At 60.9% G+C, this 17,113-nt stretch carries 16 protein-coding genes; 9 read left to right on the forward strand and 7 right to left on the reverse strand.

Features of this window, described 5'->3' with window-relative positions; translation table 11 throughout:
• The first annotated feature begins 41 nt into the window (after window positions 1-41).
• The 3 genes from Q1B40_RS07320 (at window position 42) to Q1B40_RS07330 (ending at window position 3,331) form a co-directional block, all read left to right on the forward strand.
• Window positions 42-2,123: an FUSC family protein gene (locus tag Q1B40_RS07320; RefSeq protein ID WP_299811918.1), complete on the forward strand. Its 2,082-nt coding sequence runs from the start codon at window positions 42-44 to the stop codon at window positions 2,121-2,123.
• Between the two features lie 152 nt (window positions 2,124-2,275).
• On the forward strand, window positions 2,276-2,893 hold the full coding sequence (locus tag Q1B40_RS07325) for an MOSC domain-containing protein (protein WP_299811920.1): 618 nt from the start codon (window positions 2,276-2,278) through the stop codon (window positions 2,891-2,893).
• A gap of 45 nt (window positions 2,894-2,938) precedes the next feature.
• Window positions 2,939-3,331: a RidA family protein gene (locus Q1B40_RS07330; RefSeq protein WP_299811922.1), complete on the forward strand. Its 393-nt coding sequence runs from the start codon at window positions 2,939-2,941 to the stop codon at window positions 3,329-3,331.
• A gap of 10 nt (window positions 3,332-3,341) precedes the next feature.
• Here the strand turns inward: Q1B40_RS07330 and Q1B40_RS07335 are convergent, their stop codons facing one another.
• Together Q1B40_RS07335 and Q1B40_RS07340 are read right to left on the reverse strand one after the other, a co-directional pair.
• A complete protein-coding gene (locus tag Q1B40_RS07335; RefSeq protein ID WP_299811924.1) occupies window positions 3,342-3,659 on the reverse strand; it encodes a DUF2293 domain-containing protein in 318 nt (105 codons plus the stop codon).
• Between the two features lie 10 nt (window positions 3,660-3,669).
• The gene (locus Q1B40_RS07340) at window positions 3,670-5,667 is read right to left on the reverse strand and encodes an EAL domain-containing protein (RefSeq protein WP_299811926.1); all 1,998 of its coding nucleotides are present in this window, start codon (window positions 5,665-5,667) and stop codon (window positions 3,670-3,672) included.
• A gap of 373 nt (window positions 5,668-6,040) precedes the next feature.
• On the opposite strand from Q1B40_RS07340, the gene Q1B40_RS07345 reads away from it, so the two are divergent.
• From Q1B40_RS07345 to Q1B40_RS07355, 3 genes are all read left to right on the forward strand, one after another.
• Complete coding sequence (locus Q1B40_RS07345) at window positions 6,041-6,667, forward strand: metalloregulator ArsR/SmtB family transcription factor (protein ID WP_299811928.1); 627 nt, start codon at window positions 6,041-6,043, stop codon at window positions 6,665-6,667.
• 27 nt (window positions 6,668-6,694) lie between these two features.
• On the forward strand, window positions 6,695-8,578 hold the full coding sequence (locus tag Q1B40_RS07350) for an ABC transporter ATP-binding protein (RefSeq protein WP_299811930.1): 1,884 nt from the start codon (window positions 6,695-6,697) through the stop codon (window positions 8,576-8,578).
• Window positions 8,579-8,735: 157 nt separating this feature from the next.
• Entirely contained in the window at window positions 8,736-9,581 is an 846-nt protein-coding gene (locus tag Q1B40_RS07355) for a helix-turn-helix domain-containing protein (protein ID WP_299811932.1), read from the forward strand.
• A gap of 161 nt (window positions 9,582-9,742) precedes the next feature.
• Here Q1B40_RS07355 and Q1B40_RS07360 read toward each other — a convergent pair whose 3' ends face one another.
• Window positions 9,743-11,389 carry an FMN-binding glutamate synthase family protein gene (locus Q1B40_RS07360; protein ID WP_299811934.1) on the reverse strand — a complete coding sequence of 549 codons (1,647 nt, stop codon included), beginning with the start codon at window positions 11,387-11,389 and terminating at the stop codon, window positions 9,743-9,745.
• A gap of 130 nt (window positions 11,390-11,519) precedes the next feature.
• Entirely contained in the window at window positions 11,520-12,806 is a 1,287-nt protein-coding gene (locus Q1B40_RS07365) for a glycosyltransferase (RefSeq protein ID WP_299811936.1), read from the reverse strand.
• 176 nt (window positions 12,807-12,982) lie between these two features.
• Here Q1B40_RS07365 and Q1B40_RS07370 point away from each other — a divergent pair, with 176 nt between their 5' ends.
• On the forward strand, window positions 12,983-13,417 hold the full coding sequence (locus Q1B40_RS07370; protein ID WP_299811938.1) for a secondary thiamine-phosphate synthase enzyme YjbQ: 435 nt from the start codon (window positions 12,983-12,985) through the stop codon (window positions 13,415-13,417).
• Window positions 13,418-13,599: 182 nt separating this feature from the next.
• Here Q1B40_RS07370 and Q1B40_RS07375 read toward each other — a convergent pair whose 3' ends face one another.
• Complete coding sequence (locus tag Q1B40_RS07375; RefSeq protein ID WP_299811940.1) at window positions 13,600-14,040, reverse strand: hypothetical protein; 441 nt, start codon at window positions 14,038-14,040, stop codon at window positions 13,600-13,602.
• A gap of 354 nt (window positions 14,041-14,394) precedes the next feature.
• Window positions 14,395-14,649 (reverse strand): DUF465 domain-containing protein, encoded by a 255-nt coding sequence (locus tag Q1B40_RS07380; protein WP_299811942.1) that lies wholly within the window; start codon window positions 14,647-14,649, stop codon window positions 14,395-14,397.
• 303 nt (window positions 14,650-14,952) lie between these two features.
• Here Q1B40_RS07380 and Q1B40_RS07385 point away from each other — a divergent pair, with 303 nt between their 5' ends.
• The gene (locus Q1B40_RS07385; RefSeq protein ID WP_299811944.1) at window positions 14,953-15,324 is read left to right on the forward strand and encodes a VOC family protein; all 372 of its coding nucleotides are present in this window, start codon (window positions 14,953-14,955) and stop codon (window positions 15,322-15,324) included.
• A gap of 193 nt (window positions 15,325-15,517) precedes the next feature.
• A complete protein-coding gene (locus Q1B40_RS07390) occupies window positions 15,518-16,219 on the forward strand; it encodes a YafY family protein (protein WP_299811946.1) in 702 nt (233 codons plus the stop codon).
• 27 nt (window positions 16,220-16,246) lie between these two features.
• On the opposite strand, the gene Q1B40_RS07395 is transcribed toward Q1B40_RS07390, so the two are convergent.
• Complete coding sequence (locus Q1B40_RS07395) at window positions 16,247-16,996, reverse strand: DUF1194 domain-containing protein (protein ID WP_299811948.1); 750 nt, start codon at window positions 16,994-16,996, stop codon at window positions 16,247-16,249.
• Window positions 16,997-17,113 lie beyond the last annotated feature (117 nt).

Raw genomic sequence — 17,113 nt, forward strand, 5'->3', positions numbered from 1 at the left:
TGGAGGTTTCCGGCGCAATGCAAGAGGGGGCGATAGCGAACATGGCGATGTTGCAGCAAGCCGGCCGGATCGTTACCGGGGTGTTGCGGTACGATCCCGGCGCCATTCGCCTCGTGCGCGGCGTGGATCTGATGCTGACCATCCTTGCCGCAGTCGCCCTGGCGGTATGGCTCGGTCGGTTTGTGACATCCGTGCCGGCGTTCACGCTCGCTGTTGTGACGGCTTTTCCGGCGGCGTTCTGCATCCTGTTTACCCCGGTCTCGACCTGCAGACAGGAAGCGGCGGATATCGTCCGGCTTGGCCTGATCATCACCACCGTATCCGCGACCGGAGCCTTGGCCGTCAACCTTTCGGGAAGTTCGGCGCCCATTGTGCTGCAGGTGCTTTGGATCGTGGCGATTACCTTCGGTTTCGCGCTGGACGGGCTCGGAGGTCTCTGGCAACGCGGCGGGCGTGTCGTTGCGATGTCCTGGCTGCTTGTGATCCTTTTCAGCCAGTCTCACGCCCCCGGCATGTGGCTCCCCGCCATGGCGGTCGTGGGAACCGCAGTTGCGATTTGTATCCGCATCCTCCTGTGGCGGCCCTCGCCCGAAAGGACCTACCAAAGGATAGAAAAGGTTTTTCGACAGGCCGTTGCCGAGCAGCTCGAAGGGATCACTCTTGGGGCAGAGACATCCGCACCGGTCAATGGCGGGTCCTCGGCAGAACTGGCCGCAATCAGAACGGAACTCCGGCTCTCCGCAGGATTGCTTGACCGGAAAACTGCCATCCAAGGGCTGCCGCCGGAATCCGCCGTGATGCTGCAACTCGCTCTTGAGGTCGTGCGCGACGCTGTCTCGCAACTCTCGCCGGACGGCCGCGCGTGGCTTTCGTGCAATCCCGGTTTTCGCGAGACAGTGCTTCTGCTTCGCGATCGCATCGCATACGGCACCGGGTCCGCAGCGTCCGATGAGGACTGGACGCAGAATGCCGGGACACTTTCGCGGGACGACCGGTTTCAGGTCTTCAGGATTGCACAGGCTTTCCGCAGGCTCTCGCTGCTTTCGTCGAAATGCGCGCCTGTTGCTGCCCATGCTGCCGGGGCTCCGGACAAAACGACTGAAAGGTTCTGGCGGAGGCTTTCCTGGCGGTTTGCGTTGCAGGCAGCGGTCGCCGCATCCGTCGGCTACGCTGTTGCGGCCCATTTCGACCTGAGCCATGCCTACTGGGTCACGCTCACGATCATCATCATCCTGACCAACAGCCTCGGGGTGACCATTCGCAAAACCGTGCAAAGAACCATCGGAACGGCCGCAGGAGTTCTGATTGCCCTGACTGTCGACCCGCTGTTGTCCGGTTACCCGGATATTCGGCTCACGCTCGTGGTGCTGTCGATCCCGGCCATCCTCGTGTTTGTTGACCGCAATTACGCCACCGCGGTGGGGATCATCAGCTTCATGGTGATGGTCGGCCTGCAGACCCTGGAGCATTTTCCGCTCGTCGAGTTCTGGGTCCGCCTTTACGACACGATGATCGGGGCGGCGGTCGGTCTGGCCGTTGCCTGGCTGCTGTTTCCCGGGCGCACCGGGCAAAGCATTCATGACCTCACCACATCCTACCTTGCCTCCTGCGTGGAATTCCTCACGGCCCCGGACCGGTCAGAAGGTGAGGAAAGGGTCGCCTATGCCCGGCTGAACGAAGCGGCCTCCAGGCTGGTCTCCACGGCAGGCTCCTACCGCACGGAGCAGGCCCCCTGGTCGTCGTTTTCGAATGCGTCGAACGGCCTCGACGTCATGGTCGTTGTCATGGCCGACTATATCGTTCTGTATCGCGAAGCGCGGGCGACCGTGCTTGGCGAGGCCGGGGAGCGCCAGCCGGATCCGGCGATCGTCCCGATCATCACCCGGATGGACAATCGCCTGCGGGCCGAATTCGAGGCCGTGCTTGAGGGCCGGGAAAAGCAGACCGACCCCGCGCTGGTCGAAGACTGGATGGCCGCCATGCCCGAGACGGCTTCGGCCGGGACCGGGATCATGGTCGACTGGGTTGCGATGCTCTATTACGCCCGCAAGGTCGTGCAATGCCTGGATGGTTTGCGCCAGGACGGCATGTGGAACGGCGCTGTGATCAACGCATTGCGGTGAGGAGTTCTCGGCCAGGCGATGGGCCGATACCGCCTTCACGCCTCCCGGTAGGCCGATCTATCAAAGGAACCGATCAATGCATCAAGGAGATTTGCTGGTCCGCGCCGGAAGTCCGGCTTAAAGTCCCGCCCGCAAATGGACAGGAGATCTGCATGACGGACCAACTCGCACTCTGGCCGGACGACATCAAGGTCGCGCCGAAATTCAAGGCGTTCGGCAGGGTGGAAAGCATATACCGGACACCGTCACCGGAAGATTTCCAGACGGAGCCCGTCGATGCCCTGGAACTGACCCTGGAGGGTATCCCGGGCGACAGGCATTCCGGGTTCGCCCGCAAGTCGGGCGGCCGGGAGCCCTGGTATCCGCGCGGAACGGAAATGTGCAACGAAAGGCAGGTCTCCCTGCTTTCTGCCGAGGAACTGAGCCTGATCGCGGAGCGCATGGAGCTTGATGAGGTCAAGGCAGAGTGGATCGGCGGCAACATCCTGGTCTCCGGGATCGCCAGTTTCACCCGTGTGCCGCCGCGCACCCGCCTTGCCTTCGAAGGCGGCGCCGTCATTCGCGTGGATGGCGAGAACACGCCCTGCCGGTTCGCAGGTGCTGCAATTGCGGCCCGCAATCCCGGACGGGAGGGACTGGACCTCCTGTTTCCGCAAAGGGCCGCCGGATTGCGCGGGCTGGTGGGTTTTGTCGAAAAACCGGGCCTTATCACTGCAGGGCAGGCGGTGACAGCGCATATTCCCGAACAATGGATTTACCCCCGCACCTGAGCGAGTACTCTGAGCGGCATGTTTGACCTGCCGAAGGAGACCTCCATGCTTCCCATCCATCACATGGTCGACCGGGCACCCCGCCCTGTCGCACCGTTCTCGCATGCCGTCGAAGCCGATGGCTGGGTGTTCGTCACCGGCCAGATGCCGACCGATCCCAACGCCCCGGACGCGCCATTGCCGGAGGGGATCGCGGCGCAGACAGTGCGGGTGATGGAAAATCTCGAGCTGGTCCTGGCAGGGGTTGAACTTGGCCTGGAGAACGTAACGTTCGTAAGGGTTTATCTCACCGAGTTCAAACGCGACTATCAGACGATGAACGAGACTTACCGTGGGTTTTTCCCCGAGGGCCAACTGCCCGGACGCACATGTGTGGGCGTGTCCGGTCTGGCTGTCGATGCGCTGGTGGAAATCGACCTGATTGCGCGGCGGCCTTGAGACGAAGGCTCTACTCGGCCGCGCTGTCCTCGCTTTGCACTTCCCTGTTGCAGCCCCAGTCGCGAAGAAGGTCGTTCATCTCGCCGACGACGAAATAGCGGGCAGCGTCGCGCTCATAGCCGTCGTCCAGAAGCGCGTCGTAGTCGGTGTGCTCATGGCGCACGTGGCTGGTCGTCGCCTGCCAGAGCGCAATGGAGGGCGGCAGATGGCGCAGGTGGCCGGCCAGGGCGATCGTGAGGATCGCTTCCGCATCGCTCATCGGCACCCGGGGCAGAAGCGCCCGCAGCACCTTGCGCATCTCCTTCTGCCGTTTTGTCCCGCCTGCCATGGGTCCACACCTAGGCGCTGGACGCCTGCCGAGTTTCGCTCTTGGCGCAACCGGCAAGAGGAAGGCCGGCGACGGTACCGGTCTTCCGGGCGGTGTCATGGACCTCCGCAAAGGGCAGGGCCGGACTGAAGTGATACCCCTGCACCAGACGGCACTGCAGGGACTGGAGCACGTCCAGCTGGGCGGCTTCCTCTACACCTTCCACGACGCAGAGCATCTGCATGGACTGGCAGAGATTGACGATGGACTTCACCACGCCTTTCGCGACCGGGTCGTCGAGTCCCGAAACGAAGCTGCGATCTATCTTCACGCAGTCGATCGGCAGCCGGTGTAGATATCCGAGGCTGGAATAGCCGGTTCCGAAATCGTCGAGCGCCAGTTTGACGCCCGCTTCGCGCAGGGTCTGCAGGCAGAGTTCCGCCGCTTCATAACTGCCGATAACGGCCGTTTCGGTGATCTCGAAAGTGATCAGGCGCGGATCGTGCTGGTGCCGGCGGATGACGTCTAGGAGAGAAGCCACCGTTTCAGGCGAGGTGACATCATGCGCCGACAGGTTGAACGACAGGCCCAGATCACCTGGGAGCGACTTGAGCTGTCGCAGCGCCGTGTCGAACAGCGAGAGGGTCAGGCGGTGGATCAGTCCCGTACGTTCGGCGATCGGAATGAACGTGTCGGGACAGATCCAGTTCATATCCGGGGTCTGCCACCGGGCAAGGGCCTCGAACCCGACGACCGCGCGATCCGGCAGGGAAACGATCGGTTGAAAGTAGACCTGGAACTCCTTCGACAGATCGGCGCTTTGCAGCGCGCATTCAATGGCCCTTTCGGAACGGATGCGGGCCTCGTGTTCGGTCGAATAGACGGTGGTTCTGCCGCGAGAAGTGGTCTTGGAATGGTAAAGTGCGTAGTCGGAGCGGTCGAAGAGAACATGCGCTGAGCTTCCGGCCTCCGGATAAAGGGCGATGCCGCAGGAAGCTCCGACGGACATTCTCAGGTCGCCGACCTTGTAGGGCTCGCTGATGCGGGCACACATGGCCCGGCCGATTCTTTCGGCTTCTGACCGGTCGCCGGGAAAGAGAAAGCCGAATTCATCTCCGCCGAGACGGCAGATCTCGACACCGGGCAGATCCATCGCCTTCAGCCGGTTGCCCACTTCCGAAAGGAGCAGGTCTCCGATCTGGTGACCGTAGGTGTCGTTGATCGGCTTGAAGCGGTCCAGATCGACCACACCGACGGCGAACTGGTTTTCGGTCTTCTCGTCCGTCGCGATCAGGGCTTCCAGCCGGTTGAAGAAATAGCGGCGGTTCGGCAGCTCGGTCAGGGCGTCTGTCTGGGCCAGGCGCTCGTTTTCGGCATTCAGCCGCGCTGTCTCGAGCTGTTTTGCTGCCAGCTCCGCCTGGGACTGGATGAGTTTGCAGAAGCTTCTGTAACTGCGCAGAAGCACCTGCAAGGCGACCAGGCAGACCAGGAAAATGTTCAATGCGATGGCGGTGTAAACATCTTCGCCCAGACGGATGTAATAAACGAGATAGGGCAATGTCACGATGAACATGACCATCAGCGCCGCCTGGGGCAGGTTCATCAGGCAGAAAATGCAGCCGATTACCGTGATCGCGATAAACAGGGCGACATGGCCGCGTTCGGCCTCGCTGCCGTATCCGTCGAGACTGAGCGACCATGCGATATAGATCGCCGCCATGAGGCTGCCCGTCAGAACGGTCCGCCGCATTTTGCTGATCGCTTCTTCCGGTCCGAGTTCCTTTCCACGCGACGAGGTCCACACGAGGAGCCGGATCGAGGTGAAAACCAGGATCGGAGCAAGGATGCCGACGGTGAGATAAAAGGGCGTGCTGTCGTAGTGGGTATAGGAGACCGCGATGGCGTTGACCATCAGCAGGGCATAAAGCGACGGGATCTGGGTCTTCAGCTCGCGGTACTGAGCCTGGGCAAGCTCGGGATGACGCGGATCGATCATCATCCATCTCGCGAAAGCCCTGATCTTGTCCATTAATATCTCCAGCATCGTTTATGTCTACGTGCAGGCAGGTGAAAGAATAGTGAGCTCACCTGACATGAATAAATTCCGGATATTTCGACGTTGCCGAGAATCAATACAGTCAGGCGGCGGAAATAAAATGATTGTGCTGGATACTGTATTGACGTTGAGGAAGCAAATCAATTTCAACTCGTGGTTATAACCGGTTGCATTCTTCTGTCGTCACCTTGCCGAAAAGCCGGCGGAAACAGACCCTGCTGCGTCAACCTCCTCTGCAAGCACAGCATTTACCTTATATCCGCCATCGTCAATGGGAAGCCGCGGTGAGCGCCAATAAGAAAAGCCAACTATTTTTTTATGATGGAATTGGAGTATATAGAACGGCATGGCTGACCGCACCCGAACCAGACTCCTGAACGCGCTGAAATGCTCCGGTCCCCAGACTGCGGCGGAACTGGCTGCAGGGTTGAGCGTGACGTCCGTAGCTGTCCGGCAGCACCTGGACGGGCTGCTTCAGGAAGAGCAGGTGGCCTTCGACGACGTGAAAGGCTCCGTCGGGCGGCCGAAGCGAGTCTGGCGCCTGACGGCCAAAGGCCATTGGCAATTTCCGGACAATCATTCGAACCTGGTTCTTGGACTGCTCAACGGGCTTGACGATCTTTTCGGTGCGGACGGCCTCGAAAAGCTGATATCTCACCGGGAAGCCCAAAGCCGCCAATCGTATGCGCAGGCCATGGGCGGTGCCGTGAGGCTGTCCGACAAGGTGTCGGTTCTGGCTGGCTTGCGCAATCTGGAAGGTTACATGGCCGAAGTGGCCGAGGATGAAGACGGCTATCTTCTGATTGAAAACCACTGCTCGATCTGCGCGGCCGCAACCGCCTGCAACGGGTTCTGCCAGTCAGAACTGCGGCTTTTCAGGGATGTTCTCGGAGCGGAAGTGGTCGTCACCCGTACGGAACACCAACTGTCCGGCGACCGGCGCTGTGCCTACAGGATAGAGCCGAGGGCATAACCCGGGTCTCATGAGGAGTTTGAACGCGTGTCATTCGCAAAGCCGTTTCTTGCGCGGCTGATCGACCGGTATTTTCACCCATTCGAGACGCATCTGAAGCCGCTCGATCTTCCGCTGACACCCTTGCCGGACAAGAGCCCGATGCATCTTGTCCTGCACTTCGCCGGCATGTTCCGCACACAACTGGTCATTGTCTCGCTGCTGGCCATGATCTCCTCGGGCCTGGGACTGGCGGGCATCTGGACGATCTCCTACGTGGTTGACGGCGTGACATCGCAAGGCGCGCAGGACTTCCTGATTGGACACGTCTGGTTCCTGTGCGGAATTTTCCTGCTGTTCGTGATCATCGATCCGCTGGCCTTCCTTCTGCGCCAGACGTTCGCCTTCCAGACGGTGCGTATCCTTCTGCCCGCGGCGATGCGCTGGCAGGCCCACAAGGCGGTCGAGGCCCAGGACCTGGCGTTTTTCGAAGACACGTTCGCCGGGCAGGTGGCCTCGCGAATCGCCCAGGTGACGATGTCGGTTCATCGCCAGATGATGCTGGCGATCGAGACCGTTCCCTTTCTGATCATCCAGTTCGGGGGATCTTTTCTGTTGCTGCTGGCGCTCGCCTGGCCGCTGGCAGTCCCGGTCTTCTTCTGGATCGTTGCCAACATGCTGGTCGCCTGGCTGGCCATTCCGACCTATATGCAGCGCGCAGCCAGGGTAGCGGCGGCAAATTCCCGGGCGACCGGTGCCATGACGGATGTCTATTCCAACATCGCCATGGTGAAACTGTTCGCGGCCGAGGATTCGGAGGCCGGCGCCATCCGCAAGGTGATCGGCGAGACGATCGATACCCGTCATAGCGAAAACCGGTCCTACATCCTGACCGACAGCAGCGTCTATGCGCTCAACGTCCTGATGATCCTGGGCGTTGTGTCAATCGGCTTCTGGGGCATGACCGGAGGCTGGGTCACCATTGGCGATTTTGTCGCCGGCCTGACCGTGACCCGTTCGCTGTCGCATGCCTCGTCGAGTTTCATCGGCGTCGGCCAGTCGATCACCAGCACGCTCGGAACGATCCGCGACGCCATGCCGATCATGACCAGCCGGCCGAAGATCACCGACAATCCGGAGGCCGCCGACCTCGATGTGAGCGCCGGAGAGATCCGATTCGAGAATGTCACCTTCGCCTATCAGAAGGACCGCGCCCCGGTTCTGGAGAATTTCAACCTGACGATCGCTCCGGGCGAACGGGTCGGCCTAGTCGGTCTTTCCGGGGCGGGAAAATCGACCGTGATCTCGCTGCTGATGCGCCTGCGCGATGTATCCGCTGGTCGCATCCTGATTGACGGTCAGGACGTTCGCGACGTCACGCAGGCTTCGCTGCGCAGCCGGATCGGCGTCGTGACCCAGGATATTTCCCTGCTCAACCGCTCCATCCGCGACAACATCCGCTATGGCAGGCCGGATGCGAACGACGATGAGATCCGTGAGATTGCGAAGGCTGCCGAGGCGCTTGACTTCATCGAGGAGCAAAAGGACAGCAAAGGCCGTGAAGGTCTCGCCGCTCATGTCGGCGACAGGGGAGTAAAGCTCTCGGGGGGGCAGCGCCAACGTATCGCCATCGCCCGGGTGCTCTTGAAAAACGCACCCGTCCTCATCCTGGACGAGGCCACGTCCGCCCTCGACAGCGAGGCTGAGCAGGCCATTCAGGAGAACCTGGCGCGGATGATGGACGGCAGGACCACCCTGGCTGTCGCCCACCGGCTGTCGACCATCGCCGCCCTGGACCGGCTGGTGGTGATGGAAGCGGGCAGGATTGTCGAGGAGGGCAGCCACCGGGAGCTTCTCGCCAGGGGCGGGCTCTATGCAGCGCTCTGGGAACGTCAGTCCGGCGGTTTTCTCGCGCTCAGCGCTGCGGAGTAAACCTCCGCCGGTGGCCCGTTCGCAAGGACGTACGATCAGGGAAAATCCGGCCTTACAGATGCCGCATATTCGGCAGCCCTCACGGGCTGTCGTGTTGGAAAAGTAATAACCCGGCCGCCTGTTGATTTTCCGAAATCCTGGAGACAATACTCCCTTCATGGATAAAAGAGACCGTGCCGAACTTTTTCGCGAACGCCTGTCCGATGCTCTGCGCAGCCGGGAGATGAACCGCAGCGATCTGGCGCGCGGTGCGGGACTGGATCGGTCCACGGTCTCGCAATTGCTGTCCGAGGAAGCACCCCGCCTTCCCAATGGCCAGGCACTGGCGGCCATCGCGACGGCGCTCAGCGTCTCGTCGGACTGGCTGCTGGGTCTGTCGACCCACAGGGGCGCGGCGGCGGAAATCCTCGATCAGGCGGTTCAGGTGGCAGAAACAGACCGCCATCCCGTCGATGAGCATTTGCTTGCCTGGTATCGCGATGCGGTGGGGGCAAAGATCCGCCATGTCCCGGCTAATCTTCCCGATGTCCTCAAGACCGAAGCCGTTCTGGCCTTCGAGTATGCCGGCGAAACGCTGCGCACTGCCGATCAGGCCATCATCGGAACCCGCGACCAGCGCGCGCTCCTGAGCCGGGCAGAATCCGATATGGAGATAGCGCTCCCCAGGGAATCCCTGGAGGGGTTTGCGGAAGGAGAGGGCATGTGGGCCGGCCTGCCGGCCGACGCCCGCCGCGAGCAGCTGGACGTGATGGGCCGGACGTTGAATGACCTCTATCCCTCCCTGCGCCTGCATCTGTTCGGAGCCAACGACCGCTATTCCGCGCCCTTCACGGTTTTCGGGCAGAAGTGGGCGGCGCTATACCTGGGCCAGCGCTACCTGGCGTTCTCCAACACCCGCCACGTTCAGCTCTTTTCCGGCCACTTCGACGACCTTGTCCGCCATGCGGTAATCCGTTCGCACGAAGCCGGAGAGTTCGCGGTCCGCCTGGCGGAAGGCATCTGAAAGCGTAATTTTGGCGGTCCAATCGGTACCGGTTGAATGTTCGCTGATCCAGGGCGTGGCGCGTTCACGCGGGTTCGCGTTTTCAGAAAGCCGCCCGGCGCAGCGGTTGCATTGCACATGCGCTCGGGCGATTTCCTGAATTCAATTCAACGCGCCAGGCTCTAATGATGTCCGTGGCGGCCATGCAGAGCCTTGGCCGATGCGACGGAGCGTGACGGTTCGAAATGCTCTGCAACCGCCATATCCCAATAGGTCGAATAACCGGGAATGTTGTGTGCCTCGTCGAGCAGGGCGCCCTTTTTCAGCCAGGTGAGAGCCGCGCTCGCAGGGAGGATTTCGCGCTGTCCTTCGCGGAGATAAAAATGCTCCGGCTTGAATTCGCGCGGGTGGCTGAGACCGGCCGCGGCGGTGAATTCGATCAGGGCATCAAGCGTGTTGCTATGGAAATTCGTCACCCTTTCTGCCTTGTCGGGAACCACCAGAGCTTGCTGGCGCTTCAGATCCTGGGTGGCGACACCGGTCGGGCAACGGTTGGTGTGGCAGCTCTGGGACTGAATGCAGCCGACGGCAAACATGAAGCCGCGTGCCGAGTTGATCCAGTCCGCACCCAGGCAGATGGCTCCGGCGAGATCGAAAGCGCTGAACAATTTGCCGCTGGCGCCGATCTTGATGTCATCGCGCAGACCGGCTCCGACCAGGCAGTTGTGAACGAAGGAAAGGCCCTGACGCAAAGGCGTTCCGAGCCGGTTGGCGAACTCGATGGGCGCTGCGCCGGTTCCGCCTTCGGAGCCGTCGACAACGATGAAATCCGGCTTGATGCCTGTCTTCAGCATGGCTTTCATGATCGCCATGAACTCCCAGCGGTGACCCAGGCACAGTTTGAAGCCGACCGGCTTGCCTCCTGACAGTTCCCTCAGGGTGCGGATGAACTCCAGAAGTTCGACCGGCGTGGAAAATGCCGAATGATGCGAGGGCGAGACACAGTCCTGGCCCATGGGAACGCCTCTTGCTTCGGCGATCTCCTTGGTGACCTTCGGAGCGGGAAGCACGCCGCCATGACCGGGTTTCGCACCCTGGCTCATCTTGATTTCGATCATCTTGATCTGCGGGTTCGCCGCCTGGCTCTTGAATTTTTCCGGATCGAAGGTTCCGTCCTCGGCCCGGCAGCCGAAATAGCCGCTTCCCAGTTCCCAGACGAGATCGCCGCCACCTTCCCTGTGATAGCGCGACACGCTGCCTTCACCGGTGTCGTGGAAGAAATTGCCCGCCTTCGCACCCTTGTTGAGGGCCAGAATGGCGTTGCCTGAAAGCGCGCCGAAGCTCATCGCGGAGATATTGAACAGCGAGGCCGAATAAGGCTGCTTGCATTCCGGTCCGCCGATAGTGACGCGCAGGTCTTCGTGGTTGACCGGCTTGGGACAGACGGAATGGTTCACCCAGGAATAGGAATCTTCATAGACATCCTGTTCGGTCCCGAACGGCAGCACGTCCTCGATGTTCTTCGCCCGGTCGTAGACCATGGACCGGCGCTCTCGCGAAAACGGTTTGCCGTCCTGGTTGCTTTCGAAAAAATATTGCCGCAGTTCCGGGCGGATGGATTCAAAAAGATACCGGAAGTGGCCGGTCACCGGATAATTGCGCAGGACCGCGTGCGCGCTCTGGCGCAGGTCCAGAACACCGGTCACCGACAGCGCCGCGAAAACCAGGAACGGCCAGAGGAAGTGGCCGGAAACGGTGAACATCAAGATGATGCTGATGACGGCAAGAAGGATGCAAAGAACAAAAACGGTATAGCGGGCAGGGAACACGGGCAGGTGACTCCTTGAAAAGCTTGCTCCATTAGTTGTGTCAGGCCGGGCAGGAAAAGAAAAGGCCGGTAGGCGGCAATGGACGCCTGACCCGTTGATAAGACACGGCAGCTGCAATGAAAGACGGGTATCAGGGCTGCAGAAACCGTTCGATCAGCCGCCTGGCCGTTTCCCTTGCACCGGGTTCGCTCGCCATGACAGCCGCCGCACGTTCCGCTTTTTCCCGGTAGGCAGGGTTTTCAAGATCGCGAAGCGCCTCCGCGAGATTTTCAGGTGTCAGCTTTTTCTGCGGGATCGGCACCGGTCCGGCGCCGATGCCATGCACACGGGTGCCCCAGAAAGGCTGATCGGCAAAGACAGGGCAGATGAGGGAAGGCTTCCCCCAACGAACCGCCTCATGCGTCGTGCCGGCCCCGCCATGATGGACGATCGCGGAACAGCGCGGAAAAAGCCAGCTGTGCGGCGCCTTTTCCAGCAGCAGCACCCGGTCCTTGAGGTCGGCGGGAATCGCATCTACTCCCAGTCCGCCCCAGCCGGTGGAAAGGATCGCCCGCTGTCCGGTGATCCTGAGGGCGGAAAGAACGGTTTGCGCCAGGTCCTGCGGGCCCTTGCTCGGCATCGACCCGAAGCCGAGATAAACCGGCGCGGTTCCGGACTTCAGGAAAGCGGCCAGCTCCGCCGGGGGGCGATAGTCGGGATCCGGTTCGCTCAGCCAGTAGCCGCACTGCCAGTTCTCGTCCGTCCAGTCGTTTGGCGTCGGCACCAGTGCACGTGAAAAGGCCTGCAGGCTCAGCGCTTTGCTGCCGTCCGGCATGTAACCGTCCAACTGTGAACCAGAAACGGCCAGTTCTTTTTTGGCTTCCTCGCGCAGCGGCTTCATGATCGAGGCAAATCCTGCTCTCATGAGTTGGCGAAGCACGGAGTAGCTTATCCGGTTGAAGGTTCTGCCGAGATCCGGCAGGCCGAAAAGAGGCACGGGAAAGTCGCCGGTCGGTGCGGTCACCGGCTGCAGGGCCGTCGGCAGGGCCGGAACATTCAGCCGCCGTGCGACGAGTGTCATCACACTGGCCTTCAGGTTGAACAGGATGAGATCCGGTTTCTCTTCAAGTCCGGCACGCCAGAGGGCAAGCGTGACTTCCTGCTGCAAACGCATGTTCCTGCGGGCCGAACGGACCGCGCCTTTGACCGAAAACAGTGCTTCCCTGATGGCAGGATCTTGCAGAAGCGTCTGATAATTGATCGGCACCGAGCGGGGCGTCGCCCCGGTAGACTCGATCATCTCTTCGAAGCCTTCGCCCGTGCACAGCACGACATCGGCGCCAGCACGGCGCAACTCCTGGGCGAGCGCGGCATAGGGCTGAACATCGCCGCGCGTGCCGAGACTGGCGATCAGGATCTTTTGGCGGGAAACGGACATCGCATTCCTTTGCAGTGGATCTGGGAGACAGGCAAGGACAAACCACCTGGCAGGTGGTCCTTCTGTCCGGATTTGCAACGCCGAACACGATCGCTTAAGCCTGTCCGAACTGTTGCCATCGCAGTATTTGTTGCCTGAATGAGCACGGAAGCTGATCCAGTGGCTGAAGGATTTGCATGCAGACCACATTCTCGATCCGGACCAACGGTCAGGACCTTTATGAATTTACCCGCCAGGTGGCGGGCTGGCTTGGCGAAGAGGGCGCAGGTGACGGGCTGCTCACGCTGTTTGTCCGCCACACGTCCTGTTCGCTGCTGATCCAGGAGAATGCCGATCCCGATGTACAAAGGGACCTCAAGGCCTTTTTCAGCCGCCTTGTGCCTCCGGCGGACGATCCGTCCATGAGCTATCTCGTTCACACGTTCGAAGGGCCGGACGATATGCCCGCCCACATCAAGGCCGCGCTCATGCCGGTGTCCCTGTCCATTCCGGTTTCCGATGGCCGTATGGCGCTGGGCACCTGGCAGGGAATTTATCTTTTCGAACACCGCAGCCGTCCCCACGAACGGCAGGTGGTCGCGCATTTTTGCAGCGACAGCGCGCAGGCCTGATGATCCCGCATCACTGATGCAAAAGGGTTTTTCAGAAAATCTGTGACGATCGTCACGTGTTGAGATGAGGTCGAACATGGCGCCTGCCGTGGTCAGGCCAATGCTCCTCGCCGAGCCGGTGACGAGAGCGGACTTTCATGTCGTGTAACGGATGTCGATTGAAAGTTGAGGGGAAGTTGATCTCAGCGCATGGAAACGCAGACCCGGATCGCACCGGCATTGTCCCACAGGGCAATATCCTTGTCGTTGATCCGGAAGGCGTAGACTCCGGCGGGATCTCCGGCATTGACGGCAAGCGCCGCGAATTCGGCGAAAGGAACGATCCTCCCGGCCTGGTCGCGCACCAGCATCTCACCGAAGGCGTAGGCCTGATCGTATTTGTATCCGAACAGCGGACCGAGTTTGCGAGCCCCCTGACCGGAATAGCCGCGCGGGCCGACGGCTGCGGCGTGACCGTTGATCACGCTCCAGCTTCCCGAATAGCCGATCTTGTCGATCCTGCCTTCGGGCAGGGACATCTGCTGCCATCCCTTTTTTGCCTGAACATCGACGCAGTGATCCGCGGCAAGGGCGGCCGATGGGAAAACCATTAGCAGAAACAGGGCGAAACGGGCAGGTGCCATGAGTGGGTCCGAAGTGATGCTTTTCGGCAAGAAGACAGCAGTGCAACCGCCTCGTCAAGGTTTCCCGGGGAGGGCAGGCGGCGTCTCACGCAAGCCTCACACAGGCTTGCCTTGCAAGTCTGGGGTCGAGAACCCACATTCTCCTTTGAACGATGAGGGTCGTTCCTCCCCAGACTGGCGCCCGGCTTTTTCCAAGCTGCGGCGCCTTCTTTTTACGGCTATCCTGTTCCTCCCGGCGCCCGCGAGACTCGACTAAACGGGGGCGGACGGGAAACCGTGTCGCTTGCGACAGGGTGGCCCGCGCCGCCGGACGGGGGCGACGCGGGCTCTAACACCGGCCTGAAAAGGAGGGGCTCAGGACGCGGTGTTAGCCGCAGCCGCCAAAAGGGCGGCGATCTGATCTTTCAGGAGCAGGCGTTTTTTCTTCAGCTCTTCCAGAGCCTCGTCGGACGCAGGTTCCACGTCCGTTTCGATGCGATGCACTTCCCGGTTCACGGTGTGATATTCGTCGGCAAGCCGTGCGAAATGGGCATCGTTGGTCTTCAGGGCGTGCAGCGTTTCGGCCGCTTCAGGAAATTCTTCATGCAGTTCGTGGGGAACGTGGCTCATTATTGCCTCCTTATGAGATCCCCAAATTGCCGTTTGCCGGTGCAATCCACCTTGAGACAGATCAATCGCAGAGCAATCGCTTTCCTGATTTTTTCAATCGCCGCAAGAACCTCGGTGCCCGCGTGCGCACGTCTAAGGGGATCGGCTCTCCTGCCATGTGACGGATTTCTCGGGCGGGGCGAACTTCATAGCTGCCGATTTTCCAGTGCTTTAAAACGCAACTGACTGTCACTATCCTGACAGAAGGCTGTCAGGAGGGCCTTGCTATGGTGATGCGCATTGCAGCACCAAAGGAGACTTTGCATGACCTTCATTCCCGATAACTTCACCATATGGATGGAGATTCCGGTCCTGGATCTGGACAAGGCGATTGCGTTCTATAACGACGTTTTCCAGACGGAACTTGTCCGTGTCACCGACATGGGCCCGGATGAATTTGCGATGTTCCCGGTCAAGAACGGTGGCACGGCCGGGCATCTCTATCCCGGCAAGCCCCCGGAAAAAGGCACCGGATCGACCATTCATCTTGCCTGTCCGGATGGCCTCGAATCGACGATGGAACGTTTCGCCAGGGCCGGAGGAGAGGTTATTTCCGATCCCGTCGCAATTCCCGCAGGCCGGTTTGCCTACGGGATTGATCCTGACGGCAATTCCATCGGCATGTTCGCGCCTTAAGGTCTGTGGACGATCAGGATTTGGTCGAGGTTTGTATGCAAAACGCCCAGGTCAAGAAGCAAGGTCGCCGGAAGGGTGTTCCCTTTCAAGACATTGCGACGCCGAAATCGGCGTTTTGCGCCAAATCTCTTCGAAATCCGGCTCACGCCGCGACCCAGACCTGATTGTTCACAGACCCTAAGGAGCCCGCATCATGAGACGTGCCGACCGCCTCTTCCAGATCGTGCAGCATCTGCGCGGCGGCCGGCTTGTCCGGGCGCGTCAGCTCTCCGAATGGCTGGAAGTGTCCGAGCGGACCGTCTATCGCGATATTGCCGACCTGCAGGCTTCCGGCGTTCCCATCGAAGGGGCCGCCGGGGTCGGCTACATCATGCGCGACGGCTATGATCTGCCGCCTCTCATGTTCTCCCGCGACGAAGTGGTCGCATTGCTCGCCGGTGCGCGTCTGATCCGCGCGTGGGGCGGAGCGGCGATGGCCCGGGCCGCCGAAGAGGCGATGATCAAGATCGATGCGGTCCTGCCGGAAAGAATGCGTGTGCGCCACAACGAGGTGGAGATCCACGCGGTCGCATCGGAAATGACCCAGGAGGTCCGGGCGTATATCGATTTCCTCGAAGCGGCGGCGGATGCCCGCAAACGTCTGTCCATCGCCTATTGCGACGGGAAGGGCGATGCATCCACCCGGGTGGTTCGTCCGCTGGGCCTGTGGTTCTGGGGCAAGGTCTGGACGCTGGTCGCATGGTGCGAACTGCGCGAGGATTTCCGCATGTTCCGCCTGGACCGCATTTCCGAAATCCGCGAGACGGGGGACAGGTTCTCCAGGGAACCGGGCAAATCCCTGAAGGATTTTTACTGCCTGATGGAAGAAGAAGGCTACCAGGGAACGCGGAACTGACCTTTCCGGTCCGGCAGGGGCCGGTGGTCAGTGCAGCGCCGCATACCCGCTGCCGAATATCTCGCGCAGCAGCTTGCGTTTCATGGCGCGGGCATAGTCGTCATAATCCTCCGCCACCTCGATGAACGCGCCGGGACCCCTGAGCACATTGTTCCGGTAATAGCTGACCGGGGCGGTGTCCTGACCGGCAACAACGAGGCCATTGACGGTAATGTCCGAAAAATCGAAGGCGCGATAGGCGCTCTGCGGGCCGAAGCCTTCGTTGTTGATACCGTCGCCGGCGATATCGACCACCTTGCGGTCGCACGGCTCCGGCGCTTCCCGCATCCGCACGGAGGCATATCCGAGGGCGTAGCCGATAGCGGTCGGAAATTCGGTGTAGCCCCTGCTGGATCCGCGCAGGGTGGCCGCGGCCTTTTCGGCGCTTTGCGTATCGACAAGCTTCTGCCAGCCGAGCTGCAGCAGTTGCTGATATCTGCCGCTCCACTCGAAGCTCGTCACCCAGATACCGCCGACGGCCTCGATCGCCCCCACCACGTCCGGGTCCTCAAGCGCGTTCGCAAGACCGTTGAGCTGAAGATCATGTTCGCGCGCATCGACGCTCGCCGAACCGTCCATGGCAAGCACCAGCGCAAGGGAACAGGGGGCGGCGCGTGCAGGTGTCCAGGGTGTTGCCAGACAGAGGACTGTCAAAAGGAGGGCGGCACTTGTCAGCATTCCTGAAGACTGCGACATGTCCGGTCGTGGCAGGTTCGGCATCCGAATGCGGCGATGCATATGATATCCCCAAGGCTGCCGCTGCAGGTTAACGGTATGGCGCGCCGCATGCAAAGAGGAGCGTGCCATAAAGGCGACGTTAAATGCTGCAATGCAAATTAATGGGCCACAGGACTT

The sequence above is a fragment of the uncultured Roseibium sp. genome (assembly GCF_947496995.1).
In the GTDB taxonomy this organism is placed as follows: domain Bacteria; phylum Pseudomonadota; class Alphaproteobacteria; order Rhizobiales; family Stappiaceae; genus Roseibium.